This is a genomic window from Pelomicrobium sp. (genome assembly GCF_036803785.1).
Taxonomy (GTDB): Bacteria; Pseudomonadota; Gammaproteobacteria; order Burkholderiales; family UBA6910; genus Pelomicrobium.
This window is the reverse complement of the sequence record NZ_DAIRTR010000032.1, coordinates 1-26,804: the sequence shown is the minus strand read 5'-3', so window position 1 is coordinate 26,804 and position 26,804 is coordinate 1. Positions and strand designations below refer to the sequence as shown.

Sequence of the window (26,804 nt, the reverse complement as noted above, 5' to 3'; positions counted from 1 at the left end):
GGCTACCCCCGGTCACGGATCGCCCGCCTCCCCCAGCACTTCCCTGAGCAACCGCACGGTCACGGGACGGTGGCGTTCGAGGGAGCGCAGATCCAAGCGCTCGAGGATGGCAAACAGGCAGGTCAGATTCCGCGGGCTGCGGGTGAGCAGGTAGCGCGCTGCCTCCTGAGGCAGGGTAAAGCCCCGCTCCCGGGCGCGAGCCGCCAGGGCAGCGATCTTCTCCTCGTCCGAGAGGGGGTGGATTTCGAAGACCAAGCCGCTACCGAGCCGGGTCGCCACGTCTTGCCGCAGGCGCAGTCGCGCCGGCGGGCAGGGACCGCTCGCCGCCACTCGCATGGTTCCTTCCCGGGCCCGATTGAGGGCGTTGAAGAAGGCCTGGGCTCCGGTCGGGTCGAGCCGTTCCACGTCATCCAGGGCGAGGAGAACCGCGTCGGGCAGGCTCGCGGCGCTTCGACCCGACGCCAACGCGGCAGGCAAGCCCGCGCGCTTCGCCTCCTCTACCAGGGCAGCCAGAAGGTGGGTGCGGCCGCACCCCGGTGCCCCCCACAGGTAGACGATCGGCTCCCCGAGCGGATCGGCGAGAAGGGCCTTGAGGGCGGCCACCGCTTCCCGGTTCCTCCCGGGGACGAAGTTGTCGAAGCGGGGAGCAAGCGCCGCCTGTAGCGGCAGGACGAGCTGAGTCATCCGGGGCGCGACGGCGTCATGTGCCCGCGCATGGCCGCCCGGGCGGGTGCACGGCGATAGGAGCAGGTTTCCATTAAAATTGCATCATTTTAACCTGCAAGCGGCCATGCGTTGCCGAGTTCTTCCCGGCGCCCGACGGGCGGGAGGAGCGCGGGCGTGCCGGACGCTTCTCCAAGGACATCCATGAGCCAGCCTACTCCCCCTTCGTCCCTCAGCTATCGCGATGCCGGCGTCGACATCGATGCCGGTGATCGCCTGGTGCAAGCCATCAAGCCCCTGGCTCGCCGTACCTTCCGTCCTGAAGTGCTGGGGGGGATCGGCGGCTTCGGCGCCATGTTTTCTCTGCCCCCGGGTTACCGGGAACCGGTCTTGGTGTCGGGAACCGACGGTGTAGGCACCAAGCTCAAGCTCGCCTTCCAGTTGAACCGCCACGACACTGTGGGCATCGACCTGGTGGCGATGAGCGTGAACGATATTCTGGTCCAAGGGGCAGAACCCTTGTTCTTCCTGGATTATTTCGCCTGCGGCAAGCTGGACGTAGAGGTGGCGGCGCAAGTGGTCGCCGGGATTGCGGCTGGTTGCGAGCAGGCCGGCTGCGCCTTGATCGGAGGGGAGACGGCGGAGATGCCAGGCATGTACGCCCCCGGGGAGTACGACCTGGCGGGGTTCGCCGTGGGCATCGTCGAGCGCAGCCGCCTAATCGACGGCCGCCGTATCCGGCCTGGAGACGTGGTGCTGGGGCTGGCCTCCAGCGGCGCCCACAGCAACGGCTATTCCTTGATCCGGCGCATCGTGGAGCTGCACCAGCTGGACCTTTCCGCCGACTTCGACGGACGGTCCTTAGGCGAGGTGCTGCTTACCCCCACCCGGATTTACGTGAAGCCGGTGCTGGCGCTCCTTAACGCGCTTCCGGTTAAAGGTCTCGCCCATATCACCGGCGGCGGGCTTTTGGAGAACATTCCCCGCATTCTGCCGGAGCAGGTGGTGGCGGTGCTGGAGGGCGGGTGCTGGCCCATGCCGCGCCTTTTCACCTGGCTCAAGGCGCTGGGCGGCATCACCGACCAGGAGCTCTACCGGGTGTTTAACTGCGGTATCGGCCTGGTCGCGGTGGTGGAGGCCACAGATGCGCAGGCCGCGATGGAATTGCTTGAGCAAGCCGGCGAGACGGTGTGGCGGATCGGAGAGATCCGGCAGCGTTGCGGTGCCGAGCCCCAGGTACAGATCCATCGCCTATGAAGCGGCTCGCTATTCTCATCTCCGGTCGTGGCAGCAACATGGAAGCGATCCTGCGCGCGCGCTTGCCCGCGACCGTTGCCGCTGTGATTAGCAACGAGCCTGGCGCCCGCGGCCTGGAGATCGCCCGCACCTACGGCATCGTCACCGAGGTCGTGCCCCATCGCGGCTACCCCGACCGAGGCAGTTTCGAACAGGCCCTGGCGCATGCCATCGATCGCCATGGGGCCGATTTGGTGGTGCTGGCAGGTTTCATGCGGGTGTTGACGGCGGATTTCGTCGCACGCTACCGCGGGCGCCTGGTGAACATCCACCCATCCTTGCTGCCCGCGTTTCCGGGACTCCATACCCATCGCCGAGCATTGGAAGCGGGGGTGCGTATCCACGGATGCACGGTGCACTTCGTCACCGAGTCTCTGGATCATGGCCCCATCATCATTCAGGCAGCAGTGCCTGTACTACCGGAGGATGACGAGGCGCGGCTGGCGGCCCGGGTGCTGGCGCAAGAGCATCGCATCTATCCCCAGGCGATTCGCTGGATCCTTGAGGGACGGTTGCGCTTGAGCGGCGAGGACCGGGTGGAGATCGAGGGCGCACGCCCGCCGGCGCAGGCCCTGTGTTCACCGGAGGTGGAGGGGTGAGGGCCGAACCCGCGCGCAGGAGCCCTGAAGCGACGGGCTCCGTGGGACGAACGTCTGCGGACCGCGCGATCGCGCGCCCTGCCGTGATCGCCCGGACGGAAGAGGCCCTGGCGCGGGTGCTTGCCATGGAGCATCCGGCAGACGCCGTGCTCGCCCGCTATTTCCGCGAGCACCCCCGCCTAGGGGTCCGGGACCGGGCCTTCGTTGCCGAGGCAGTCTACGCGGCGCTACGCCATGCTCGCTTCCTCGATGCGGCGGGGGCCGTAAGCCCGCGCAGCCGCGTCCTGGCCGCGGCGTTCCGCTTCGGTGGCTTCAAGCTACGGGAGCTGGAGCCCTTGACAGAAGAGGAACGGCGGTGGCTCGCGGGGCTCAAGGGGCTGCGCTACGAAAGCTTGCCCCTCCCGGTCCAGGCGGAGCTTCCCGATTGGCTCTGGGCGCGGCTTGCAGCAGCCTATGGGGAGGCGCAAGCCCTCGCCCTTGGGCGCAGCATGCAGCACCCAGCTCCCTTGGACCTGCGGGTAAACAGCCTGCGCGCGCAGCGCCACAGCGTGCTTCAAGCGTTGGCCGAAGAGGGGATCCAGGCCGCCCCGACCCCCTATTCGCCCGTAGGCATCCGTGTGCGGGGCAAGCCATCCCTCCAGCACAGCCCCCTGTTCCTCACCGGCGCGCTGGAGGTCCAGGACGAGGGCAGCCAGTTGCTTGCCTACCTGGTGTCGCCCCGCCGGGGGGAGATGGTGGTGGATTTCTGTGCTGGCGCGGGGGGCAAGACTCTGCACTTGGGGGCGCTCATGGGTTCCGAGGGCCGTGTCTATGCCTTCGACGTCGCGGACCGGCGCCTTGCCCGGCTCAGATCCCGCCTCAAGCGCTCCGGTCTCTCCAACGTCTATCCCCAGCGGATCGACTCGGAAAACGATGCCCGGGTCAGACGGCTCGCTGGCAAGATCGATCGGGTGCTGGTAGACGCTCCTTGCAGCGGAAGCGGCACCTTGCGACGAAACCCGGATCTCAAGTGGCGCCAGTCCCCCGCCACCGTCGCCGCCCTCGTCCGCGTCCAGACCTCCCTTCTGGATGCTGCCGCCCGGCTGGTGAAGCCGGGTGGGCGCCTGGTCTATGCCACTTGCAGCCTGCTTGCAGAGGAGAACGAAGCTGTCGTGGAGGCGTTCCTCAGTCGTAGCCCTGCCTTTTCTCTGGTGCCCGCCTCCGAGGTGCTGGCGCGCCATGACATCATCATCGGTACGGGCCCGTGGCTGCGCCTACTGCCCCACGTGCATGGAACCGACGGGTTTTTTGCCGCCGTGCTGGAGCGCACCCGCGCGGCTTCTTAACCCCTGGCCAGGACTGCCCGAGAAGGAGGGCAGCGCTAGAATGCCTCTGGGATGTTCTCTTGACTCCCAAAAGGATTGCTGTAGACTCGTCCCAGCAGTTCGCCTGCGGCTTACCCTTTCTTAAACAAAACAAGGACTTCAGTTTTATGATGGATCTTCCCTGGTGGGGGTACGTGCTCTACACCCTCGCCCTCACCCATATCACCATCGCCGCCGTCACCATCTATCTGCACCGGCACCAGGCCCATCGGGCGCTCGACTTGCATCCCGTGGTGAGCCACTTCTTCCGCTTCTGGTTGTGGCTCACCACCGGCATGGTGACGCGGGAATGGACCGCCATCCATCGCAAGCATCACGCGCGCTGCGAGACCCCAGAAGATCCCCACAGTCCCCAGATCGTGGGCATCCGCAAGGTGTTACTGCAAGGCACCGAGCTGTATCGCCAGGAAGCCAAAAACCGGGAAACGCTGGAGCGTTACGGCTATGGCACGCCTGACGATTGGGTGGAGCGCAACGTCTACAGCCGGTTCAGCAGTTGGGGGGTGGTCCTGATGCTGGCGATCGATGTCGCCTTGTTTGGCCCGATCGGGATCACCATCTGGGCGGTGCAGATGCTGTGGATTCCGGTACTCGCTGCGGGTGTGATCAACGGCCTGGGTCATTACTGGGGCTACCGCAACTACCAGACGGAGGACGCGAGCACCAATATCTTCCCGTGGGGCATCCTTATCGGGGGAGAGGAACTCCACAACAACCACCACGCCTACGCCTCGTCGGCGAAGCTCTCCGCCCGCTGGTACGAGTTCGACATCGGTTGGGTATACATCCGCATCCTTTCGGCTCTGGGGCTTGCCCAAGTGAAGCGAATCGCCCCCAGGCTCAAGCTCGATCCGTCCAAGCCCGTCCCCGACGCGGCGACGCTACAAGCGGTCATCACCCATCGCTACGAGGTGCTCGCTCGCTACGCCAAGGCAGTCAAGCGGGCGTGGCGGCACGAGGTGGCCTGGCTCAAGGAGCGGCTCCCCCGGGACGGCATACGCGTCGATCCCGCCGCCGTGAAACGCTGGCTGCTGCGGGATCAGGAAGAACTAGGAACCCACGAGCGGGAGAAGCTCCACCTGGTACTGCGCTACAGCCGGGCGCTGGAAACCCTCTATTGCATGCGCCAGGAACTGACAGCCTTGTGGCGGCGTTCCTCTTTAAGCCGGGAACAGCTGGTCAAACAGTTGCAGGACTGGTGCCAGCGAGCGGAGCAGAGCGGCATCGCCCAGCTTGAGGAGTTTTCCCGGCGGCTTCGCTGCTACGCTTAAGTTCTTCTGCCCGGCCTTCTCCCGGGAAAACGAAAGGGCCCGCCATGGCGGGCCCTTTGTGTTGGCACGGTCTTGCTATCCAGTCTTGGTCTACTTGAGCTTGGTTTCTTTGAAGATCACGTGCTTGCGGGCGACCGGGTCGTACTTCTTGAGCTCCAGCTTGTCGGGCGTGGTGCGCTTGTTCTTGGTGGTGGTGTAAAAATACCCGGTCCCGGCGGTGGACTCTAGCTTGATTTTTTCCCGCATGATGGCGCTCCTTCCTCAGACGCTCTCGCCCCGGGCCCGCAGGTCGGCGAGCACCGCTTCGATGCCTTTCTTGTCGATCAGGCGCAGCCCTGCGTTGGAGACTCGCAGCCTCACCCAGCGGCGTTCGCTTTCCACCCAAAAGCGGCGGTAGTGCAGGTTAGGCAGAAAACGGCGCTTGGTCTTGTTGTTGGCGTGGGACACGTTGTTCCCCACCATGGGTCGCTTGCCGGTGATTTCGCAGACTCGTGCCATAGAAGGCTACCTGAGAAGATGGTCAAAAATATTAATTTTAGCCGCATTTGCGGTCCTGTTTCAAGCGCTTAGCCTCTATAACAGGCCGCGTTCGGCGAAGGACACACAGCCGCCGGCGGCCACTACGAAGTGATCCAGGACCTGCACGTCCACCAGGGCTAGGGCCTGCTTCAACGTCCGGGTCAGGCCCACATCGGCTTGGCTGGGCTCGGCGACGCCCGAGGGATGATTATGGGCGAAGATGATGGCAGCGGCGTTGAGGGCGAGGGCCCGCTTGACCACTTCCCGGGGGTAGACGCTGGTCTGGGTCAGGGTGCCGGCGAAAAGCTCTTCGATCTCGATGACCCGGTGCTGGGCGTCGAGAAAGAGGGCGAGGAAAATTTCCCGCTCTCTGTCCTGCAGCCGCAGCCGCAGGTACTCCCGCACTGCGGAAGGGCAAGTGAGGGCGCCTTCCCGCTTGAGCTCCTCTTGGAGGGCTCGCCGCGCCAACTCCAGTACAGCCTGCAATTGGATGTACTTGACCGGCCCGAGCCCGGGAAGGGCGCTAAACTCTTTCAGGCTGGCGGCGAACAGGGCGGAGAGACTTCCAAAATGCGCGAGCAGCCGTCGGGCCAAGTCGACGGCGCTCATGCCCTTGACTCCTGTACGAAGGAAAATGGCGAGCAGCTCGGCTTCGGAGAGGGCTTGGGGCCCGGCAGCAAGGAGCCGCTCCCGAGGGCGCTCCGCCTCGGGCCAGTCAGGGATGGCCATGGGATGAAGTTTCTCCTTTCAGCGATTTTCCGAAACGGGGCCATAGTTTACACTTCCATCATCGATTTCCTGTCCGAGTTTTCCTGGCATCATGAATGATTTCCCGAGCCGACATCTGGTCCTCGGACTGACGGGCGGCATTGCCGTCTACAAGGCGGCGGAGCTTGCTCGCCTCCTGGTGCAGGAAGGCGTGAGCGTGCAGGTGGTGATGACGGAAGCTGCAACCCGCTTCGTCACCCCCCTGACTTTCCAAGCCCTCGCCGGCCGGCGAGTCTATAGCGATTTGTGGGACCCACGGGTCGAAAACGCCATGGCCCATATCGAGCTCTCCCGAGCGGCCCGGGCGATTCTGGTGGCGCCAGCGAGTGCCGACTTCCTGGCCAAGCTCGTCCACGGCTTTGCTGATGACTTGCTCTCCGCCCTGTGCCTTGCCCGGGAGTGCCCGCTGCTGGTGGCCCCGGCCATGAACCGGCAGATGTGGGATAACCCCGCCACCCGGCGCAACATGGCGCAGCTCGCCGCCGACGGGGTGGAAATCCTGGGGCCGGCGAGCGGTGAGCAGGCCTGCGGCGAAGTGGGACCGGGCCGCATGCTCGAGCCCGAAGCGCTGCTGGAGGCGGCGCTGGCGGTTTTCCAGCCGAAGACGCTGGCGGGCCTGCGGGCCCTGGTGACCGCGGGCCCCACCTTCGAGGCCATGGATCCGGTGCGGGGCGTCACCAACGTCAGCTCGGGGAAAATGGGCTTTGCCGTCGCGCGGGCGCTGCGGGAAGCGGGGGCCCGGGTGACCCTCATCGCAGGCCCCGTGAGCCTGCCTACCCCTTATGGGGTGGTGCGCCATGACGTGGTGAGCGCGGAAGAGATGCTGGGAGCGGTCAAGGCGCAGGTGGCAGAGGCTGACCTCTTCGTTTCCGTGGCAGCGGTGGCGGATTTCCGGCCGGCGCGTGCGAGCGAGCACAAGATTAAGCGCTCGGGCGGCCGCTTGACGCTGGAGCTCGTTCCCAATCCGGACATCCTGGGTTATGTGGCGAGCCTCCCCGAGGCCCCCTTCTGCGTGGCTTTCGCTGCCGAGAGCGAGCGCCTGGACGAGCAGGCCGAAGCCAAGCGCCGGGCCAAGGGGGTGCCGCTGCTCGTGGCCAATTTAGTGCAGGAGGCCATTGGTGCGGAGGAGAATCAGGTGGTGTTGTTCGACGACGAGGGCCGCCACCCGCTTCCCCGTGGACCGAAGCTCCAGGTGGCACGGGCCCTCGTGGGCCGTATTGCCGCCCTATGGCCCGAATGGCGCCGCCGGCGTTCGAAACCGGGCGCCCGTGCGGCCCGCCCGTAGGTACAGGCAAGTCCCTTCTGGAGCCCGCGCAAATCTTTCTCATCGAGGCTGCCCGTGATCGTTGACGTCAAGATCCTAGATGCGCGCTTGAAGGCGCTGCCCCCCGCGTATGCGACGCCTGGCTCGGCGGGGCTGGACTTGCGGGCCTGCATCGAGCAGACAATGGCCATCGACCCGGGGGAAGCCCAGCTCGTGCCTTCCGGGCTGGCGATCCACCTCAAGGACCCGGGCTATGCCGCCCTGGTGCTTCCCCGCTCCGGCCTGGGACACAAGCATGGGCTCGTGCTGGGTAATCTGGTGGGCCTGATCGACTCCGATTACCAGGGTCAGGTCTTTGTCTCCTGCTGGAACCGGGGAAACAAGCCCTTTCTTCTGAACCCCCTGGAGCGAATCGCTCAGCTCGTGGTAGTGCCGGTGGTGCAGGTCAAGTTCAATTTGGTGGACGCCTTTACCGACAGTGTCCGGGGTGAAGGCGGCTTCGGCAGCACGGGTCGTCACTGAAGGCAGAGGCAGGGCGGTGAGCTCAGCGCTCGTTCTTCTCGCCCATGGTGCCCGGGATCCGGAGTGGCGCGCACCCTTCGACGCGATGCGGCGGGAGGTGGCGCAGCGCCTCCCCGACGCGCGGGTCGAGCTCGCCTTTCTTGAGCTCATGGAGCCCCGCCTGGAGGCAGCGCTCACGTGCCTTGCCGAGGAAGGGGTAACCCGCATCACGCTGGCGCCCCTCCTCCTCGCGCCGGGCGGCCATCTCAAGCAGGATCTGCCGGCGCGGTTGGAAGGCTTCTTCCGACGCTTTCCCCATGTGTTGCTGCGGGTGACGCCTGCCCTGGGCGAGGTGCAGGAGCTTCAGGGGGCGATTGCCGAATGGGTGTGCGCGCAATATTGCCGGCCTTGACCCGCCTAGGCGCAGGGCTTGCCGCGACCTGGCTGCTGCTTTCGGCAGGGGTGGCGGCGGCCGCCGAGTGGGTGGATCTTTCGATTCGTGGGCATGCGCTGCGGGCAGAGCTGGCGATCACCCCCGCCGAGCGAAGCCGCGGGCTCATGCACCGGACGCGGCTACCCATGCAAGAAGGCATGTTGTTCGTTTTCGAAGCTCCCGCCCTCCAGGGCATGTGGATGGCCAATACGGTCATTCCCCTTTCGGTGGCCTTCATCGATCTCCGCGGGGTCATCATCAACATTGCCGACATGGAACCCTTGAGCGAGCAGGTTCATACCTCCACGGCTCCGGCTGCCTACGCCCTGGAAATGAACCGGGGCTGGTTCGCCGCGCGGGGAATCGGTCCGGGGGACCGAGTGGACGGCCTGGAAGCTGTTGCCCGGCGGATGCGCCAGGGGAAATAAAAAAGCCGCACCCGAGGTGCGGCTTTGCAACTTGGCGCCTTTTTTAACTTGCCGCTTTCAGCTTGGGAGGGTTCCTGTCCTGGAACTGCTCTTCTTCGGTGGAGCCGGTGAGGGCCGTGAGGGACGAGGCGCCACCCTGGATCACTTGGGTGATCTCGTCGAAGTAGCCGGTGCCCACTTCCCTCTGGTGCTTGGTGGCGGTGTAGCCCAGCTTTTCTGCCGCGAACTCCGCCTCCTGCAGTCGCACGTAGGCGGTCATGCCTTCCCGGGCATACCCGTGGGCGAGCTCCCACATGCTGTAGTTGAGGGCATGGAAGCCCGCCAGGGTGATGAATTGGAACTTGTAGCCCATGGCGCCCAGCTCCCGCTGGAACTTGGCGATGGTGGCATCGTCCAGGTTCTTCTTCCAGTTGAAGGAAGGAGAGCAGTTGTACGCCAGCATCTTGTCCGGATACTGGCGGTGGATCGCCTCGGCGAAGGCGCGGGCGAACTGGAGATCGGGTTTACCGGTCTCGCACCAGAGGAGGTCGGCATAGGGGGCATAGGCGAGGCCCCGGGCGATGGAGGCTTCCAGCCCGTTTCGCACCCGGTAGAAGCCTTCGGCCGTACGCTCTCCGGTGACAAAGGGCTTGTCCCGCTCGTCCACGTCCGAAGTGAGCAGGTTGGCTGCCTCCGCGTCGGTGCGGGCGAGCAGCACGGTCGGCACCCCCAGAATGTCGGCCGCAAGGCGTGCCGCGATCAACTTTTGGATCGCCTCCTGGGTGGGCACCAGCACCTTGCCGCCCAAGTGGCCGCATTTCTTGGCAGAGGCGAGCTGGTCCTCGAAGTGCACCCCAGCCGCCCCCGCTTCGATCATATCCTTCATGAGCTCGTGGGCGTTCAGCACCCCGCCAAAGCCTGCCTCCGCGTCGGCGACGATGGGGACGAACCAGTCGATCTCGTCCTTGCCCTCCGCGTGGTGGAGCTGGTCGCAGCGGATAAAGGTGTTGTTGATCCGCCGCACCACATTGGGGACGCTGGTGACCGCGTACAGGGACTGGTCCGGGTACATCTCCAGGCTGTCGTTCGCGTCTGCTGCCACTTGCCACCCGGATAGGTAGATCGCCTTCAGGCCCGCCTTGGCTTGCTGCATGGCCTGATTGCCGGTCAGCGCCCCGAGGGCGTTCACGTAGGGTTCGGTATTCAGATATTTCCAGAGCTTTTCCGCCCCCAGCCGGGCGAGGGTGTATTCGATGCGCACCGTGCCCCGCAGGCGTACCACATCCTCCGCGGTGTAAGGCCGCTGGATCCCTTTCCATCGTGGGTTTTCCGCCCAGTCTTTTTTGAGCTGGGCGATCTCCTGTTCACGACTCATCTAATCTCTCCTCTGCATCAGAAATTAGGTGGGTTCGCAGGGAAACTCCCCGCGTCTCGTCGGCCGGACCAGAAGCGTGGAGCCGAGTCGGGTAGACGGGCGCCGCGCGCAACCGGGCCTTGCCAGGACGCCCCGGACGGCCGGAAACGTCCCTTTCACGGGGCAGCCAGAGGTCGGATCTGGCGGACCTGGGAGAATCGGCGAAGGTGGTGCCGATTCCAGTCTTCGCCCCCTTCTGCGGGTAGACATCGGGAGGCACGTGAAACCTTTTTCAGTCTAATCAGGGTCGATGGTGCTGTGCAACAAAAAATCAGGACAACTGTTTTATAGAAAATTCATTCGCTTAGCCTTATTCCGGCCCTTGATTTTCCATGATTTGAAATCAGCTTGCGCCATTCCAACGCCGCTTCCCCCTATGAGCACGAATGGGGGTTTGGCGGCTTGCGAGAAATCCCTTAAGGTAGGAGAAGTTCAGGTATCGAGCCGCCACTGCCCCTTTTAGGTATTATATAAGATATAAGACTTATCCCTTTCCATTCTCCCGAGGAGTCTCCATGTACAAGCACATCAAGGTCCCGTCTGAGGGACAAAAAATTCGCGTCCTGCCCAACGGGGCCCTGGAAGTTCCGGATCAGCCGGTCATCCCGTTCATCGAGGGCGATGGGATCGGAATCGACATTACGCCGGTGATGCGCGAGGTGGTGGACGCTGCCGTGCGCAAAGCCTATGGCGGCAAGCGCCGAATCGTGTGGATGGAAGTGTACGCCGGAGAAAAGTCGACCCGCGTCTACGGCAAGGATGTGTGGCTCCCGGAGGAGACCCTCGAGGCTGTGCGGGAATACGTGGTGTCCATCAAGGGGCCGCTCACCACGCCGGTGGGGGGAGGCATCCGGTCGATCAATGTAGCTTTGCGCCAGGAGCTGGACCTGTACGTATGCCTGCGACCGGTGCGCTATTTCCAGGGAGTTCCGAGCCCTCTCAAACACCCGGAGAAGACTGACATGGTGATCTTCCGGGAAAACTCGGAGGACATCTACGCCGGCATCGAGTGGCCGGCGGAATCCGAGGGAGCGCGCAGGCTGATCCGCTTTCTCCAGGAAGAGATGGGGGTCAGGAAGATCCGCTTCCCCGCCACCTCTGGGATTGGCGTCAAGCCCGTGTCCCGGGAAGGCACGGAGCGCCTGGTGCGCAAGGCCATTCAATACGCCATCGCCCACAAGCGCCGCTCGGTGACCCTGGTGCACAAGGGTAACATCATGAAATTCACCGAAGGGGCCTTCCGGGATTGGGGCTATGCCCTGGCGAAGCGGGAGTTCGGGGCCGTGGAGGTGGACGGAGGTCCCTGGGTCAGGCTGCCCCAGGGGATCGTGGTCAAGGACGTGATCGCGGACGCTTTCCTGCAGCAAATTCTGCTGCGTCCCGAGGAGTACGACGTGATCGCCACCATGAACCTGAACGGGGATTACATCTCCGACGCCTTGGCGGCTCAGGTGGGGGGGATCGGCATCGCGCCGGGGGCCAACATGAGCGACAGTGTGGCCATGTTCGAGGCAACCCATGGCACAGCGCCCAAATACGCCGGCAAGGATTACGTGAACCCGGGCTCCATTATCCTGTCGGCGGAAATGATGCTGCGGCATATGGGCTGGATGGAAGCGGCCGACCTGATCGTCCGGGCCATGGAGGAGACGATCAAAGCCCGGCTGGTGACCTATGACTTTGCCCGCCTCATGGAAGGCGCGACCCAGGTCTCCTGCTCCGGATTCGGCAAGGCCATGATCCAACGGATGGGGGAGGCTGGGAGCCGGCAGGCAGCAGGCGGCTGAGGGGAGGGCAAAGCCCGAAAAAAAGCCCGCCGCTCGGGCGGGCTTTCGGTGTACAGCGGATCTGCCCGGTCAGGAGACCGTCACGATGTTGGAGGCTTGCTTGCCCTTGGGGCCTTGGACAACGTCGAAGCTGACCTTCTGGCCCTCCTTGAGGGTCTTGAACCCGGTCATGTTGATTGCCGAAAAGTGAGCGAACAGATCCTCGCTGCCGTCGTCCGGGGTGATGAAGCCATAGCCCTTCGCGTCGTTAAACCATTTCACAGTACCGGTTGCCATCTACATCTCCATGATAAACAATGAAACAGTCCTGACCGGGCGGGTACGGACTCTGCCAGGATAGGCTTGCCGCGCTTGCCCCGTCCGCGCTGGAATCCGACGCCCGAGCGGGTCTTTTTACGCCAAGCCTCCTATCCCAGTCAATTTCCCGAAGCCCTAGGTTGTGGGCCCCAACGGGGGACGGCATGGCACCGCTCGGAGGCGGTCCGGGTCGGCCTGCCGGGGCGGATCGCCGGAACTTCACCTCAACGGGATGCAGGGGGGGCCGGGACGGGATGTCGCCCGGGTCGAGGCTTTTCGGCCGACCGTCGGCCCCCCGGCGCCAAGCGTCCCCGGGGACTTGCAAAATCCTTCGCAATCGACAAGTATTAACGGGCGAGTTGTGCTGTGTTCTTTGCCGTACTCGATGCCTGTTGCCATGGCTGCCGGAAATCGGGAAGGTGTCGTACTCGAGCCGCAGAAGAGTCGGGTCAAGCCACCGCCCCTATTCAAGGTGGTGTTGCTCAACGACGACTATACGCCGATGGACTTTGTGGTCACGGTGCTTCAGACCATCTTTTTCATGAGCCGCGAACGGGCGACGCAGATCATGCTCAAAGTCCATAGAGAAGGTAGCGGAGTTTGCGGCGTGTATCCGCGCGACGTCGCTGCGACGAAGGTGGAGCAAGTGATGGCTTTCGCGAGGCAACATCAGCACCCGCTCCGGTGTGTCATGGAGGAAACCTAGGAATGATCGCGCAGGAACTGGAAGTCAGTCTGCACATGGCCTTCGTCGAGGCCCGGCAGAAGCGCCACGAGTTCATCACCGTGGAGCATCTGCTGCTTGCGCTGCTGGACAATCCGACGGCAGCCGAGGTTTTGCGTGCCTGCGCTTGCGATATCGAGGACTTGCGCCGGCTGCTGACCGACTTCATCAACCAGCACACGCCCAGGGTGCCGGGCAGCGGCGAGGTGGACACCCAGCCCACCCTGGGGTTCCAGCGGGTGATCCAGCGCGCCATCCTCCACGTCCAGTCTTCGGGCAAGAAAGAAGTGACCGGTGCCAACGTGCTGGTGGCCATCTTTGGCGAGAAGGATTCCCACGCAGTCTACTTCCTGCATCAGAAGGGCGTGACCCGGCTCGACGTGGTCAACTACATCTCTCACGGTATCACCAAAGTGCCCCAGGCGAGCGCCGGCAAGGCCGAGACCGACAACGAGAACGAGGCCGACGGTTCCCCGGGAGGAGCCTTGGAGTCCTATACCACGGACCTGAACGCCCAGGCTCTGGCCGGCAAGATCGATCCCCTGATTGGGCGCGAGCGGGAGCTGGAGCGGGTGGTGCAGACCTTGTGCCGGCGGCGCAAGAACAATCCCCTGCTCGTGGGCGAGGCGGGGGTCGGCAAGACTGCCATCGCGGAAGGGCTTGCCCGGCGCATCGTGGAAGGAGAGGTGCCCGACATTCTGGCGAACGCCCGCGTCTACGCCCTGGACATGGGGGCGCTGCTCGCGGGCACCAAATACCGGGGCGACTTCGAGCAGCGCCTGAAGGCGGTGCTCAAGCAGCTGGTGGACAACCCCAACGCAATCCTGTTCATCGATGAGATCCATACCTTGATCGGGGCGGGAGCGGCCTCGGGTGGAACGCTCGATGCCTCCAACCTCTTGAAGCCGGTGCTCAACTCCGGCCAGCTCAAGTGCATCGGTGCCACCACTTACAACGAGTACCGGGGCATCTTCGAGAAGGATCGGGCGCTGTCGCGCCGCTTCCAGAAGATCGACGTGAGCGAGCCCACCGTGGAAGAGACGGTGGCGATCCTGCGGGGGCTCAAGTCTCGCTTCGAGGCGCACCACGGCGTCAAGTACACGGCCACGGCGCTGCAGACCGCGGCGGAGCTTTCTGCCCGCTACATCAATGACCGGCATCTGCCCGACAAGGCGATCGACGTGATCGATGAGGCCGGGGCGGCCCAACGCATCCTGCCCAAGTCGAAGCAGAAGAAGGTGATCACGCGCCACGAGATCGAGGAGATCATTGCCCGCATTGCCCGCATTCCGTCCAAGCACGTCTCCAGCGACGATCGTCAGGCGCTTAAGACCCTGGATCGGGACCTGAAGGCGGTGGTGTTCGGGCAAGACCAAGCGATCGACGCCCTGGCGGCCGCCATCAAAATGGCCCGCAGCGGCCTAGGCAACCCGCAGAAGCCCATCGGCTGCTTCCTGTTCTCCGGACCGACGGGGGTGGGCAAGACCGAGGTCGCGCGCCAACTCGCCTACGCCATGGGTATCGAGCTCATCCGCTTCGACATGTCCGAATACATGGAGCGGCACGCGGTGTCGCGCCTGATCGGCGCGCCGCCGGGCTATGTGGGCTTCGACCAGGGGGGCTTGCTCACCGAAGCGATCATCAAGCACCCCTACGCTGTGCTGCTGCTGGACGAGATCGAGAAGGCCCATCCGGACATCTTCAACATTCTGCTCCAGGTGATGGATCACGGGACGCTCACGGACAACAATGGCCGGAAGGCGGATTTCCGCAATGTGGTGCTCATCATGACCACCAACGCCGGGGCGGAGTCCCTCACCAAGGTGTCCATCGGTTTCACCCCGTCCACCACCCAAGGAGACGAGATGGCGGAAATCAAACGGCTGTTCACGCCGGAGTTCCGCAACCGCCTGGACGCCATCATTTCCTTCTCGCCGCTCTCCTACGAAGTCATTTTGCGCGTGGTAGACAAGTTCCTCATGCAGCTCGAGGAGCAGCTCCACGAGAAGAAGGTGGAAGCCACCTTCACCGAGGCGCTGCGGGATTACCTCGCCAAGCGTGGCTTCGATCCCCTCATGGGTGCGCGGCCCATGGCCCGGCTGATCCAGGACACGATCCGGCGGGCGTTGGCGGACGAGCTGCTCTTCGGGCGGCTCGCCAACGGCGGCAAGGTGACAGTGGATATCGACGAAAACGAAAAAGTGCGTTTGAGCTTCGCCGACAACGCGGTGGAAGTCACCTAGCCCCTTCGCCACTTCCTGGAGTCTCGCTTAAGAAAACCAGCGGAGAAAAGCTGCCGCGACAAGCGCTATTGCGCCGAGGGCAGAGAGCAACCACCATGCGGCATCGCTGCGGAGCGCCTCGTGCCGCGAGATCGCTCTGACAAGCAGCGTTGTGGTTACAAGTCCTAGCGCAGCACAAGCAATCTTTATGAAGAGTGCCGCCGTGGCGACCAATTGGAGTTCGGGCAACCGGCCGTAGTAATAGAGACTCGCTGCTCCAAACAGTAGACCGCTGAGCAGTTGTACCGCCCAGGCGACCCAGAGAAGGCGCACAAGCTTCGCCCGGACGGCTTGTGTCACCCTTGCCGGCCATAAGGAGAAGAACGGCACTCCCACGGCAGCCGCAGCCCCGAAGTTGTGAACGGCCTGTATCAGGGCATAGGCCAGGCTGTCTTCCATAGGCCCCTATTTTTCCACCACGACCTGCACACAGTGCTCGATTCCGATAGGGACATGAGCCTTGTTCGCCACCTTGAGGCAGATTTCGTGAGGGCCGCTCGCCAAGCCCTGTAGGCGATAGATACCCGTGCGTTTTCGCAAAACGGCCACTTCTCGTCCGTCGATGACGACGTGAACATGGTTTCCTTCGGTTCCAGGATCGATCTCATACGTCAGGGTATGACCAGCATTTGCGCGAAGGACCGCCCCGTTCGGCGGCGAATGAATCCTGGCATAAGGAGTAGCTGCCGCGGCGTGCAGGGCAAAGAAACATGTCAAGGAATAAAAAATCAATCGGCGTGTTTTTGACCGATTGTTCGAAAATTGGTGTGTCAAGCGGGAGGGGGACAAACCACGGCTGGGAACTTTGCTGCGGATGCTGAGGAAACTTTCGATCGTCTTGTGGCCACGCATTCAATTTTTTCCTATGCCGTACTCACGCATTTTGCGCCACAGAGTCGTGCGCCCGATGTTCAAAATTCGTGCCGCTTCGGCGAGATTTCCCTGGCAGCGGGCAATGGTGTCGATGATGAGCTGTTTTTCGTGCTCGTCTAGGGTGCACGGCGCTTGGGGTCGTGACGAAGCCGTCTCGTTCTGCTGGCTGGCCCGTATGGGCTCTGGTAGGTCTTCTGGGCGCAACATTGGGCTGGGGGCTACCGCCACTGCCCATTCCAAGGCATTTTGCAGCTCGCGAACATTACCCGGATAGTCATACTTCAAAAGCAGATCCAGGGCCTGCGGAGTCATTTCATAATTCTTCCCCATCCGTTGCGACAGGCTAGACAGGAAGTAGCGCACGAAAGGGGCAATATCCTGCCTGCGCTCGCGCAAGGGGGGCATATGGATCCGGGCGACGTTGAGACGGTAAAAGAGGTCGCGGCGGAATTCGCCTCGGGCGACGGCCGCTTCCAGATCGGTGTTGGTAGCGGCGATGACTCGCACATCAACGGCAATCGGGCGATTTGCGCCGACACGCCTGATTTCGCGATCCTGCAGTACTCCCAAGAGCTTGGATTGTAGGTTAGCGGACAACGTACCTATTTCGTCTAGAAACAAAGTTCCTTGGTGCGCTTCTTCGAATAGACCTCTGCGGCTGCGGATGGCACCGGTGAAGGCGCCCTTTTCGTGGCCGAAGAGCTCACTTTCTAGCAAGGGTTCTGGAACTGCGGCGACGTTTATGGGCACGAACCGGCCCTTCGCCGCGGGGCTGCTGTAATGAATCGCCCTGGCAATCTGCGTCTTACCCGTACCCGTTTCGCCTGTGATCAGCACGGTAAGGGGTGTCATGGCGATTTTCTTGACCCGCTCGAGCACCGCTTTCATCGCTGGGCTCTCTGCGATCAGTGGATGGGCACCATAGAGGGGATCTGCCTGCCGTCTCAGGCGTTCGACCTCGCTCACCAGTGCGGTTTTTTCCAACGCCTTCTGCACCTTGAGAATGATTTCGTTGCTTTTAAACGGTTTTGTGATGTAGTCGAAGGCGCCCAATCGCATCGCCTCTACGGCAGATTCGATCGTGCCATAAGCGGTCATGATGATAACCGCTGTCTCCGGCGCTTGCTCTTTAATCTGGCGCAGCACGTCGATGCCGGACAATGGCTCCATCTTGAGGTCTGTGATGACAATCTCTGGCTTGATATCGGGCAAGAGTTTCACGACCTCCTCGCCACTCTCCACCGCGATTGCTTCGAAACCCGCCTTTCGCAGTAGGATTTCCAAAGTCCGGCGCATGCCGGGTTGATCATCGACGATGAGAATGGAGCTCATTGCACCGGTTTCCCTACGGAAGTCTGGGGTCGTGCTGAGGCCTCGGCGCAGGGCAGCCGGATAGACACACATGTCCCGCTTCCTGGTCGACTAGCGATCTCGATCCGACCGCCGTGATTGCTGACTACGCGTTGTGCAATACAGAGCCCGAGTCCGGTGCCCTCCGACTTGGTGGAGAAGAACGGCTTGAAAATTTCGCGTTCGATTTCAGGGGGTATGCCAGGCCCGGTATCGCGGACGCAGAGAACGATCCATGGATCGTCATAACGTAAACGCACGTCCACTGCTCCGTCGTGTTGAATTGCGTCGAGTGCGTTGTCTACAACGTTCCAAATGGCCTGCTGGAGCTGATGGGGATCACCGCCGATGAGCGGTAGGTCTGTTTCCGAGCGGCACTTGATATAAGCTTCTGGCGCTTTGGCTCGGGCGCGCTGCAAGACCTCGTACACCAGGGACGCGAGATCAAACAGCTGGCGTCGTGAAGAGCGGGCTCGTGCAAAGTCCAGGGTGTCTGAAACGATATGATTTAGCCGGTTGACTTCTCGCTCAAGGATTTCCAGGAGCTCGCGGCGTTCTTCTTGAGATATACGAAAATCCTTGAGCAGCTCCATCGAATTAGTGATCGTTCCGAGGGGATTGCGGATTTCGTGGGCTACTGCAGCAGCCATCTCCCCGAGAGAAGCGAGCTTCTCGGACTCCACGATTTTTGCATGGGAGGCTTGTAATTCTTTTACACTTTCCACGAACTCGTGGGCTAGTCCAAATAAGATCCCGATGAACATCGCAGCTTTTATCCAGTGCCATACCCACCACTGCAGGTCCCACAGTTTGGAGAAGGGAAAGAGCAAAGCACTTTCCATGATCAGGAACATGGCGAGCGCCAGCACGAAGAGAATGGTTTCTCCAGTCCGGCGGAAGTCCTTGAGGAAAGCAAGACCCGCTATGAAAAAGAAAACTCCAGCACCAACGTTCAATCCGATGGCCGGCAGCGTGAAAACTCCATTGATCCTCATCACGGGAAGCCAGGCCTGGAAAAGATAGGAGAGCACACCCAGCGACAAGGCCCCGATGCCCACCAGGGCAGTCCCTGCTACACTGCGAGAGAACTGCTCGGAGACTCTGACAATGGGTAGAGAGAGAAAAATAAACAAGGATCCGCTAAAAATTGCGATCGAGTGAAGCCATACGAATAGGTCCGTGCCGGGCGGGGAGAAGGCATGGAAAACGTCGAGGATACCCATGGCGAGAAAGCCGTAGCTCATTACACGCAGGCGATGACTTTCCGCCAACGAGGATTCCTGGTGCAGAACATAGGAGACCGTGAGGGACATGAGCCCGCAGAAACCCTCGACAAGGAGATGGGCCAGATGCTCGTGCCAGCGCCGCTCCGGAAAAACGAAGAAGTCCAAATAAAGAGTAATGGAGAGGGGTAGCAACAATACCGATAGCAAAATGGCGCCGTAGTGCTTCGGCAATGCGGGTACTGGCGCCTCGCCCTTCTCCGAGCGCACGAGAGCCTGCGGAAGGAAAGACAGTCCGTGACGGGCTCTGACGGCCGGCATAGGGGTTCAAAACCAACTCTAACGCTTTAAATATAGGACATTTTCTATGTATTTTCCTTCCTGTGGCGCTTTCCGGCTCCAAGTTTCACCCTCTCGTCAGTCGCTATCGCGATGAAAGAGCTTGAGGTCTGCGAGCAAAAGAGACGAATGGTAGCGCCCGGACTAACGAGGTAGAGGAGGAGAACTTGCCTTGAGGACGACTTCTTGCCGCACTTGGAATATTTTGTCCGAGGCGACATCGTGATAAGCGAGTTCCAGCAGCACCTCTTCGGGGTGCTTGTCAAAATGAAATGGAAACGTTCGCACCAGCCTAGTGCCAGGTGCTACCTCGATCACACCTTCCGCGAGATCGCGTAATTCCTGTTCATCGATACCGAGCCGCTGGAGGTCTTTGATCAGCTCTTGCCGTGGGCTGAAAGCATTTTTATCCGACCGCTTGAGCGCGTGGCGTAGCGCGCGCAGGGAACTGCGCTCGCCGCTCGCGGCAACGACCTGCACTGAATCATGGCTCAGGTGCACAGGCTTCTCGCCACGGTTCTCCAGCTCCACTTGGATACCTACGAAGACTCTGCGGTTGTGGCTATCCGCAACCGTGGTGGCGCGCAGAATGTTTACGGCGATGGGTTCGCTTTGCCCTCCACAGCCGGAGGCCGCAAGCGCTAACACCATCAAGACGGAGAGGAATGATCGGCGCATTGGCGCTTTTCCCCCGTTAGTGTGGCGGCATGCCGATATAGATCGGTACCGGCAGATCTGGGGCGAACTTATTGAGTCGGCGCAGCTGCGCATCGTCTGCGCCATAAGGCCTCAAATGCACGTAATAGTTATCGGTGCGCTCCACGATCTCGCTCTCGTCTTTAGGTTCCGGGCTCAGCGCCACCAGCATGGTGTTGTCGAACTTTACGTGCATGTAGCCAGGCAGGAGCTCAAAGTAATCCTTGAGACGGATGTCCACAATGCGCTCTACCGTGACCCGCTCTTCGAGAGGAATAACCACACCCTCCACCATTCCACCGCCTGGCGGCTCGCTGGTTGGCACCTCCTTCCACTGAGGCCCTACCTGGACGAAGGCTCGTACCGTCGGGGTCATGACAAACAGGGGGTACTCTGGAAAGACGTTTTCCATCCACAGGGAGAGCTTGTATTGGCCGTCGGGAGTGTAAGCAATACCTTGGACGTCAGCCCGAAGGTGAAACCAGGCAAGCCTTTCGAGCCTGGCTCTGGCCTCCTGGCGCTGTGCCAGGAGTCGTTCCTGGTAATGGCCTACCAGGAAGTCAATACCCATGAGTGCCCCGCCCGCAACAAGGACGGCAGCAGCGAGGGCCCAGCGACGACGTGAGCGGTGGCTTTCCACCGGCAGAGAAAGGTCTTCCGGTGCTCGGTCCATCGAAATTCTCTCCCGCTTCAGTCTTGTATGGCTAGCCTTGCCGCTTCTTGTTCCTCGATTCTTCCGTCGCGGATAGTAATTTTTCTTCTGGCTCGGCGCGCCAGCTCGGGATCATGGGTAACCATGACTACCGAACTACCCTCCTCGTAGATATCCTCCAACAGCTCTACGATCTCGAGTCGGGTGGCATGATCGAGATTACCGGTAGGCTCATCTGCTAGGATCAAGGCTGGCCGGTTGAGCAGGGCCCGGGCGATGCAGACCCGTTGCGCCTCGCCTCCGGAGAGCTGGTGCACCAGATGATGGGCACGCTTTTCCAGACCGACCTTTTCAAGAAGCGCCAGCGCCCGTTCCCGTATTTGCTTCTCGTCACCACTGGCGAAGGCAGAGGGCAGAAGCACGTTTTCCAGCGCGGTGAGAGACGGCATGAGCCGCGCTTCCTGAAACACGTAGGCAACCTTCGTGCGTCGAATCGGGAGTAGATCTCGCTCGGGGAGCGTGTCGATACGCTGTCCGTCGATAAAAACCTCACCTGCACTAGGCCGATCGATTCCGCCCAAAATGTTGAGTAGTGTCGTTTTGCCTGAGCCGGAGGGCCCCATGAGGCAGAGGTAATCGGAGTGGCCCACTTCCAAGGTGACTTTGGAGAGCGCCGCAACTGTTCCACCGGCAGTAAAGTAGCTCTTTTCCACGTTATGCAAAAAAGCGATGGATTCCGCCATGTTGCTTCCTTCTCACAACGCGCCGAAAGCTTCCACCGCTCGAATGCGAGAGGCGTGGAGCGCAGGATAGAGAGTTGCCACCACGCTGGTCAAAGTAGCGACGAAGACGGCGGCTAACGGATGCCACCAGCGAGTTTCGATGAGCGCCGAGGGCAGCAGCCACGGCCCTACGATAACCGCCAAGAGATACCCTGCTGCATATCCGATGATACCACCTACTACCCCGACGAGCAGCGCCTCGTACATGAATAGCCGCAGGAGCTGCCCGCGGGAAGCCCCCAACACTTTGAGCAGTCCCACTTCGCGGAGCCGGTTGTGGATGGTGCCGAGGACCATGTTAAATACCGCCATGCAGGCGATGACCAGGGACAAGAATACTAATCCGAGGATGACACCAGTGACATTGCGGAAAATCTTGTGCTGGGCAGTGGCGATCTCTCGCTGGGAAGTGGCGCGCACCCCTACCACTTGCTGGTTGATGGCAAGCTCCGCCTCGCCGACTGGACAGTAATTGCACATGGCACGCACGTTGATCAGAGACACCAACCCCTGTTTGCCGAAGGCTTGCTGGATCGCTCCCAGGTCGCCGAATACCATGTAATCGTCGGGAGAGTCGGTCTCGCGCAAAACGCCGACTATTTTCATGGGGCGACCGTTGACCTCCAGGCGATCGCCAACTTTGACCCCGGTGACATCAGCAAAGACCTTGCCTACCATCACTTCGCTGCCGCCGTTGATCAGGCGCCCATCGTCTACTTCCCACCAAAAACGCGCCTTGTATTCGGCATCCGGCACCAGCCCGGCCACCACGACGCGTCTCCCCAGCAAGGTGCTCTCCTCGTACAGGCGTGGGGCGAAGATGGCTTCTTGGAAGTTGTCCACGCCTCCAATGGTGCCCCCGTCCAGGACCAGGCCACCCTTTTTCTCCCACCCGGCTCGTATGGCGTGATCGTAGACGCGCTTGATCTCTGGAATCGCCTCTTCCGGGATATAGTGACCGCTGCCGATGCCGAACCGCTGAAGGCTAACTTCAGCGCTGGTGGCAGGAAAAATCGTGAGGCTATGACCGTAGCGGGTGATGGTCAGCAGCAGATCTTTTTGCCCAGCCGCTCCCACGAGCACAGTGGCGACCAGCAGAGCGATTGAGAGCACGATGCTGCTCGCTGTGTACAGAGTTCTCAGCCTGCGGCGGCTAATTTCGCGCCAGGCGATTTGGTAGATCTTCATACACGAGATTCCCGTTTTTCATGTGTAGTAACCGATCTGCATGGCGGGCGAGAGTGCGGTTATGGGTGACCAGGACCAGTGCCGAGCCATAGCGACGACGGGTGTGTAACAGCAGGCGGATTACTTCGGCCTCGTTTTCCTCGTCCAGATCTCCGGTGGGCTCGTCGGCCAGGATTACTGCCGGATGGTGGATGAGGGCCCGGGCGATGGCTACGCGCCGTTGTTGCCCACCCGAGAGTTCGTTAGGGTAAGCGTGTTGCTTGTCTTCTAGGCCCATAAGGGCTAAAAGCTCTCGAGCGTTTGCGTAGACTTCGACTTTGGGGCGCGGAGAGGGGGAAAAAAGGACAGGAAGGGCTACGTTGTCCAGCGCGTCCAGAGTCGGGATCAGGCTGGCGAACTGGAAAATGAAGCCGATCTTGAGATTCCTGATCTCTGAACGCTCGTCGTCGCGGAGCTTCCAAAGGTCCACTGAATCATAGAGAACTACCCCTCGCGTGGGCCGTGCTAAGCCTCCCATCAGGCTGAGCAGGGTGGATTTACCGCTGCCCGAATGGCCCACGATAGCGACGAATTCCCCCGCTGCAATGGGCAGGTTTACCCCTTGCACCGCATGGATGGCGAGGTCACCCACGCTGTACACGCGCCAGACGTCTTTGAGCTCGATCTTCATTCTCCGGAGCGAATCGCGTCGTAGGGTTCCATCCGGCTTCCCGCCGACGCAGGATACGCTGCACCCATCAGTCCGACCAAGAGAGAAAGCAAAACACTGGCCAACGCGATCAGCCCGATATGGGGCCAAGGTGGCCAAAGGAACGGGATGTTCAACGACTCCAGGTGAAAGCCGATGGTGCGTGCATATGCTCGCAGGAGGATCAGACCGAGCAGCACACCAGCCAGGCCACCTATGACGGTAAGCAGGCCGGACTCGGAGACGAATAGACGGAAAATGGTTTTTCTTTTGGCGCCCAGAGCGCGCAGGAGACCAAGCTCTCTTCTGCGCTCGTTGACGATAGAAGAGAAGACAGCGCTGATCGTGAGAACATTGCCGACAATGAGGACGATGCTCAGGAGGAGCGTACCCGCGAACAAGGCGGCCAGGTTTTGGCGCACAGAGGTGACGATGTTTCCAGCCGTGATCACCTTGACTGCTGGATTGCGGCTGAGCACGAAACGCACCGCGCTGGCGCTGGCGGTGGTGCTCACTTGAACGAGGAAAGCTGATACGTCTCCGCGGGAAAATCCCATGGGCGGGACATCCGTGAATCGGCTAGACGCTTCCGCCAACTGGTAGGCTTGCTCGATCGGGATGAAGATCGCATTGTCGTAGAGCCCGATCCCCGTCCGTTCCAGCTTGCCATAGACGGTGAAGTTTTTTCCGTAGAAGTACACGCGCTCCCCCACTTGATAAGGGTTGTTACCTCCCACGATGGCATCATCCAGCGCCAGTGGCCGCTGAAGTTTTTGCGCCAACCATGGTGTCACGGTGAAATCGGTAGCGGGATCAAAGCCAATCAAGAACGCGTTGCCGACGATGCAGTGATCGCCCTCGGCGGAAGTGAGGAACACCTGAGGTGAGACTTTAGCGACGCCTGCCAGAGAGCGGATATCGTTCATCAGGGCAGCTTTCATGTAAAAAGCCGACGGCTCCCCTGTCAGTAGCGCAGACTTCATGCTGACCAAAGCCCCTCGAGGGACGACCAGAATGTCCGCGCCGAACCGGGAGAACCCGCGCTGCAAGCTGCGCTCGACCCCCCACATGATGGTGGAAGTGGAGAAAACAGCTCCTCCGGCGATGGCGACTGCCAGCGCCAGTACGCAGGTGCGGAAAGGCTTGCGCCTTAAGTTTTTGAGCGCAAGGGCGAGCAGTCCCATCGAGGCAGGGCGATAAAAGGACCCGCGCATCGACCCGCAGGGGGTGCCGGCCGAGCGCGAGTCGATAAGGGCCGTGAGTGAGCGCCGTCCCACGGCATGGAGGATGCGCCTCAAGTCACGTGGTCGTGCATCGGCTGCAGCGCAGGTCCTCTAGGGTCTTCGGCACGATCACGCAATCATGGTGACCGCCCACGCTGGGCAGGATGCCCAGCACTTCGTCCGTCCTGGTCTCCAGGATGACGATGCCCGAGGCGGTTTTCTGGTAACCGCTGAACACGCCCACTACGTATTTTCCGTCGTAGGTGATGGCCAGCGTGTGCATGTCCGGACCGATGTCGATGGACTTGAGCAGCTTCCAGTTTCGGGCGTCGACCACGGCGATGCCGTTGGGGGTCGGAGACGGCCACCATAGCGTGACGTATACTTTTCTAGCATCGGGCGTGAACACCATGTGGAAGGTGTTGGGATAGGAGCCGCGCCAGCCGGGATCCTCCACCACTGCCTTCTTGGTCCACTTGGTGGGATCGCCGTGGTTGGAAGTGTCCCAGACCATGATATTGTTCTGGCGTACCCCGTTCATGAACAGGAAGTGCTTGCCGTCGGGCGAGAAGCCGGCCTGGTGAGCAGGAGTAACGACCTTGTCCAGCTTCACTTCCCAGGTATCGGCGCCCGTCTTCTTCACCGGAAGCGTGGCGGGCTCACCCTTGGCGCCGGGCAGGGCTATGACGGGTTCCCAGCTTTGCCGGTCGAAGATGATGGCCACGCCAGCCAGGCGAGCGGAAAGCGCACCCCAGCGCCCTCGGGGATCGTACACGAAGGCGTCCAAAGCCACCGTGTTGGTCTGTCGCGAGCCGCTTACCTTGTTTTCTTCCAGGAACAATTCGCCGCCGGGGACGAGCTCCCAATCGATCTTGGTTCCTTTGGTGCCCACGTAGTCATATTTACCCCCGGGCAAAGTAGGCTTAAGGCGAGTAATCGTCATGGTGCCGCCGTCCACCCAGGCACGCTTGAGGTCCGGGTTATTGGGTTTCCAGTCGATGAAGAAAGCGGCCCGTACCGACTCGCTGGCCAGGTCAAACTCGGCAAAGATGTCTTTTTGACCGTCCGCCACGGCGAAACCCGTGGCGTCGGGGGTCGTGGTCACGTGCACACCCAGTCCGAGACCAGTCTTTTCCGCGATGTCGCTCACCAGGTTGAACTTGGTGCCGTCGTAGCGGACCCGGTAAATCTTGAAGCCCTCCCCCGGCTCCTTGACCGTGGTCGGGATTCCGTAAATGAAGAGGTTCTTACCCCCTTGGGTGTTGACGATGAACTCGAAGCCCTTATAGGGATCTGGCGAAGGAAAGGCGGCCAAGTGGTGCATGATGGGGTTGGTATCCCCGTAGTTCCAACCCGACAGCCACGCCAGCGTTCGGCCGCTCGCCAGATCGTGGGCTGCCACGGTTCCTGTGAACTTGCCTGGGGTCAAAAGAATGTATTTGCCGATCTGCGCATAGAATTCATCGAGTTTAGAGACCTTGGCCGCGTGGGCTTCCTTCACGAGCGTGGGCAGGGCGCCGGTAGGAAGAAGCGTGCCGCCGGTGGCACCGGCAACGGCAGCCCCGGCGCCCAAGCCCACGGTCTTGAGGAAGTCGCGCCGTTTCTGGCTAGGCTTGTAGCTCATTTCTTTATCCTCCTCATCAGATAATCTTTAGGCCTTTGGCACCACTGATTTGTCTCTCTATCAGATTTTCTCTTCGGTGCCGGAGACAAAATCTGCAAGCGTTATGCCAGATCCCCCTGGCGCTCTCCCGAGCCTGCCCCTTTTTATAATTCAGAAAAATCATTTACTTGATCGCGCGTACCCGGACAGGGAGCAAGATTCCCGCTCGCTGGCTTTCGATGCCTTGTTTTCAAAATGGAAAGGAGCTTTCCACAATGAAAAGAAGTGCACGAGGCTGGATGCGTGGAAGGCGGATGGACCGGAAGGGAGGTGGACAATAACCGCTTCTTATCTCCTTATTACCAAAATCTGTATTGACAGACTTCCATGAAGAACTAATATTCCTACAAGAATTCATGACAGGTAATTCAATAATTCATAAACTTACCCGTCGTCGTTTGTCACCAGAGGAGGAGCCCATGAAGAAACGTGTGAAGAGTGCCGTTTCGACGGCAGGCTTGCTGCTGCTCTGGCCGATCGTCGGCCACGCCGCTGAAGACCTGCAAGCGCGCAGTTGGGCGGCGAGCTGTGCGGCCTG

Annotated in this window: 28 protein-coding genes; 11 read left to right on the top strand and 17 right to left on the bottom strand. The window is 61.4% G+C overall.

Going from position 1 to position 26,804, the window contains the following annotated elements:
- Positions 1 to 12: 12 nt before the first annotated feature.
- Positions 13 to 684, bottom strand: a complete 672-nt coding sequence (gene hda, locus V7Q81_RS05830; RefSeq protein WP_333840988.1) for a DnaA regulatory inactivator Hda — start codon at positions 682 to 684, stop codon at positions 13 to 15.
- Positions 685 to 867: 183 nt separating this feature from the next.
- On the opposite strand from hda, the gene purM reads away from it, so the two are divergent.
- The 4 genes from purM (at position 868) to V7Q81_RS05810 (ending at position 5,193) form a co-directional block, all read left to right on the top strand.
- Entirely contained in the window at positions 868 to 1,920 is a 1,053-nt protein-coding gene (gene purM / locus V7Q81_RS05825) for a phosphoribosylformylglycinamidine cyclo-ligase (protein WP_333840987.1), read from the top strand.
- Positions 1,917 to 2,558 carry a phosphoribosylglycinamide formyltransferase gene (gene purN, locus V7Q81_RS05820; protein ID WP_333840986.1) on the top strand — a complete coding sequence of 214 codons (642 nt, stop codon included), beginning with the start codon at positions 1,917 to 1,919 and terminating at the stop codon, positions 2,556 to 2,558. Before purM ends, purN begins: the two co-directional genes overlap by 4 nt.
- An 86-nt stretch (positions 2,559 to 2,644) precedes the next feature.
- On the top strand, positions 2,645 to 3,883 hold the full coding sequence (locus tag V7Q81_RS05815; RefSeq protein ID WP_442954773.1) for an RsmB/NOP family class I SAM-dependent RNA methyltransferase: 1,239 nt from the start codon (positions 2,645 to 2,647) through the stop codon (positions 3,881 to 3,883).
- A gap of 146 nt (positions 3,884 to 4,029) precedes the next feature.
- Positions 4,030 to 5,193, top strand: coding sequence for a DesA family fatty acid desaturase (locus V7Q81_RS05810; RefSeq protein WP_333840984.1), 1,164 nt, complete (start codon positions 4,030 to 4,032; stop codon positions 5,191 to 5,193).
- A 90-nt stretch (positions 5,194 to 5,283) separates the two neighbouring features.
- Here the strand turns inward: V7Q81_RS05810 and rpmG are convergent, their stop codons facing one another.
- From rpmG to radC, 3 genes are all read right to left on the bottom strand, one after another.
- The gene (gene rpmG / locus V7Q81_RS05805) at positions 5,284 to 5,439 is read right to left on the bottom strand and encodes a 50S ribosomal protein L33 (RefSeq protein WP_333840983.1); all 156 of its coding nucleotides are present in this window, start codon (positions 5,437 to 5,439) and stop codon (positions 5,284 to 5,286) included.
- Between the two features lie 15 nt (positions 5,440 to 5,454).
- On the bottom strand, positions 5,455 to 5,691 hold the full coding sequence (gene rpmB / locus V7Q81_RS05800) for a 50S ribosomal protein L28 (RefSeq protein ID WP_333840982.1): 237 nt from the start codon (positions 5,689 to 5,691) through the stop codon (positions 5,455 to 5,457).
- A gap of 75 nt (positions 5,692 to 5,766) precedes the next feature.
- A complete protein-coding gene (radC, locus tag V7Q81_RS05795; RefSeq protein ID WP_333840981.1) occupies positions 5,767 to 6,441 on the bottom strand; it encodes a RadC family protein in 675 nt (224 codons plus the stop codon).
- Positions 6,442 to 6,532: 91 nt separating this feature from the next.
- On the opposite strand from radC, the gene coaBC reads away from it, so the two are divergent.
- From coaBC to V7Q81_RS05775, 4 genes are read left to right on the top strand one after another with little or no spacing between them, the layout of a single operon-like run.
- Entirely contained in the window at positions 6,533 to 7,765 is a 1,233-nt protein-coding gene (coaBC, locus tag V7Q81_RS05790; protein ID WP_333840980.1) for a bifunctional phosphopantothenoylcysteine decarboxylase/phosphopantothenate--cysteine ligase CoaBC, read from the top strand.
- 54 nt (positions 7,766 to 7,819) lie between these two features.
- On the top strand, positions 7,820 to 8,266 hold the full coding sequence (gene dut, locus V7Q81_RS05785; protein ID WP_442954772.1) for a dUTP diphosphatase: 447 nt from the start codon (positions 7,820 to 7,822) through the stop codon (positions 8,264 to 8,266).
- Between the two features lie 16 nt (positions 8,267 to 8,282).
- Entirely contained in the window at positions 8,283 to 8,657 is a 375-nt protein-coding gene (locus tag V7Q81_RS05780) for a sirohydrochlorin chelatase (protein WP_333840979.1), read from the top strand.
- Complete coding sequence (locus V7Q81_RS05775; protein WP_333840978.1) at positions 8,627 to 9,106, top strand: DUF192 domain-containing protein; 480 nt, start codon at positions 8,627 to 8,629, stop codon at positions 9,104 to 9,106. The genes V7Q81_RS05780 and V7Q81_RS05775 overlap by 31 nt, the downstream gene beginning before the upstream one ends.
- A gap of 43 nt (positions 9,107 to 9,149) precedes the next feature.
- On the opposite strand, the gene aceA is transcribed toward V7Q81_RS05775, so the two are convergent.
- Positions 9,150 to 10,460 carry an isocitrate lyase gene (aceA, locus tag V7Q81_RS05770; RefSeq protein ID WP_333840977.1) on the bottom strand — a complete coding sequence of 437 codons (1,311 nt, stop codon included), beginning with the start codon at positions 10,458 to 10,460 and terminating at the stop codon, positions 9,150 to 9,152.
- Between the two features lie 554 nt (positions 10,461 to 11,014).
- Here aceA and icd point away from each other — a divergent pair.
- A complete protein-coding gene (gene icd, locus V7Q81_RS05765; RefSeq protein ID WP_333840976.1) occupies positions 11,015 to 12,286 on the top strand; it encodes an NADP-dependent isocitrate dehydrogenase in 1,272 nt (423 codons plus the stop codon).
- Between the two features lie 69 nt (positions 12,287 to 12,355).
- Here the strand turns inward: icd and cspD are convergent, their stop codons facing one another.
- Positions 12,356 to 12,562, bottom strand: coding sequence for a cold shock domain-containing protein CspD (cspD, locus tag V7Q81_RS05760; protein WP_333840975.1), 207 nt, complete (start codon positions 12,560 to 12,562; stop codon positions 12,356 to 12,358).
- A 418-nt stretch (positions 12,563 to 12,980) separates the two neighbouring features.
- Between cspD and clpS the strand changes: the two genes are divergently transcribed.
- Positions 12,981 to 13,289, top strand: a complete 309-nt coding sequence (clpS, locus tag V7Q81_RS05755) for an ATP-dependent Clp protease adapter ClpS (RefSeq protein ID WP_333840974.1) — start codon at positions 12,981 to 12,983, stop codon at positions 13,287 to 13,289.
- Positions 13,290 to 13,291: 2 nt separating this feature from the next.
- On the top strand, positions 13,292 to 15,550 hold the full coding sequence (gene clpA, locus V7Q81_RS05750; protein WP_333840973.1) for an ATP-dependent Clp protease ATP-binding subunit ClpA: 2,259 nt from the start codon (positions 13,292 to 13,294) through the stop codon (positions 15,548 to 15,550).
- Between the two features lie 27 nt (positions 15,551 to 15,577).
- On the opposite strand, the gene V7Q81_RS05745 is transcribed toward clpA, so the two are convergent.
- From V7Q81_RS05745 to V7Q81_RS05695, 11 genes are all read right to left on the bottom strand, one after another.
- Entirely contained in the window at positions 15,578 to 15,988 is a 411-nt protein-coding gene (locus V7Q81_RS05745; RefSeq protein WP_333840972.1) for a hypothetical protein, read from the bottom strand.
- A gap of 6 nt (positions 15,989 to 15,994) precedes the next feature.
- Entirely contained in the window at positions 15,995 to 16,441 is a 447-nt protein-coding gene (locus tag V7Q81_RS05740) for a hypothetical protein (protein ID WP_333840971.1), read from the bottom strand.
- Positions 16,442 to 17,794 carry a sigma-54-dependent transcriptional regulator gene (locus V7Q81_RS05735; RefSeq protein WP_333840970.1) on the bottom strand — a complete coding sequence of 451 codons (1,353 nt, stop codon included), beginning with the start codon at positions 17,792 to 17,794 and terminating at the stop codon, positions 16,442 to 16,444.
- Positions 17,791 to 19,305 (bottom strand): ATP-binding protein, encoded by a 1,515-nt coding sequence (locus tag V7Q81_RS05730; protein WP_333840969.1) that lies wholly within the window; start codon positions 19,303 to 19,305, stop codon positions 17,791 to 17,793. The genes V7Q81_RS05735 and V7Q81_RS05730 overlap by 4 nt, the downstream gene beginning before the upstream one ends.
- Before the next feature lie 213 nt (positions 19,306 to 19,518).
- On the bottom strand, positions 19,519 to 20,052 hold the full coding sequence (locus tag V7Q81_RS05725; RefSeq protein WP_333840968.1) for a hypothetical protein: 534 nt from the start codon (positions 20,050 to 20,052) through the stop codon (positions 19,519 to 19,521).
- A gap of 16 nt (positions 20,053 to 20,068) precedes the next feature.
- Positions 20,069 to 20,743, bottom strand: coding sequence for an ABC transporter (locus V7Q81_RS05720; RefSeq protein WP_333840967.1), 675 nt, complete (start codon positions 20,741 to 20,743; stop codon positions 20,069 to 20,071).
- Positions 20,744 to 20,760: 17 nt separating this feature from the next.
- The gene (locus V7Q81_RS05715) at positions 20,761 to 21,465 is read right to left on the bottom strand and encodes an ABC transporter ATP-binding protein (protein WP_333840966.1); all 705 of its coding nucleotides are present in this window, start codon (positions 21,463 to 21,465) and stop codon (positions 20,761 to 20,763) included.
- 12 nt (positions 21,466 to 21,477) lie between these two features.
- A complete protein-coding gene (locus V7Q81_RS05710) occupies positions 21,478 to 22,692 on the bottom strand; it encodes an ABC transporter permease (protein WP_333840965.1) in 1,215 nt (404 codons plus the stop codon).
- On the bottom strand, positions 22,658 to 23,362 hold the full coding sequence (locus V7Q81_RS05705) for an ABC transporter ATP-binding protein (RefSeq protein WP_333840964.1): 705 nt from the start codon (positions 23,360 to 23,362) through the stop codon (positions 22,658 to 22,660). The genes V7Q81_RS05710 and V7Q81_RS05705 overlap by 35 nt, the downstream gene beginning before the upstream one ends.
- Positions 23,359 to 24,564: an ABC transporter permease gene (locus tag V7Q81_RS05700; protein WP_333840963.1), complete on the bottom strand. Its 1,206-nt coding sequence runs from the start codon at positions 24,562 to 24,564 to the stop codon at positions 23,359 to 23,361. The genes V7Q81_RS05705 and V7Q81_RS05700 overlap by 4 nt, the downstream gene beginning before the upstream one ends.
- Before the next feature lie 115 nt (positions 24,565 to 24,679).
- Positions 24,680 to 26,227, bottom strand: coding sequence for a YncE family protein (locus V7Q81_RS05695; RefSeq protein ID WP_333840962.1), 1,548 nt, complete (start codon positions 26,225 to 26,227; stop codon positions 24,680 to 24,682).
- Positions 26,228 to 26,804: the final 577 nt, after the last annotated feature.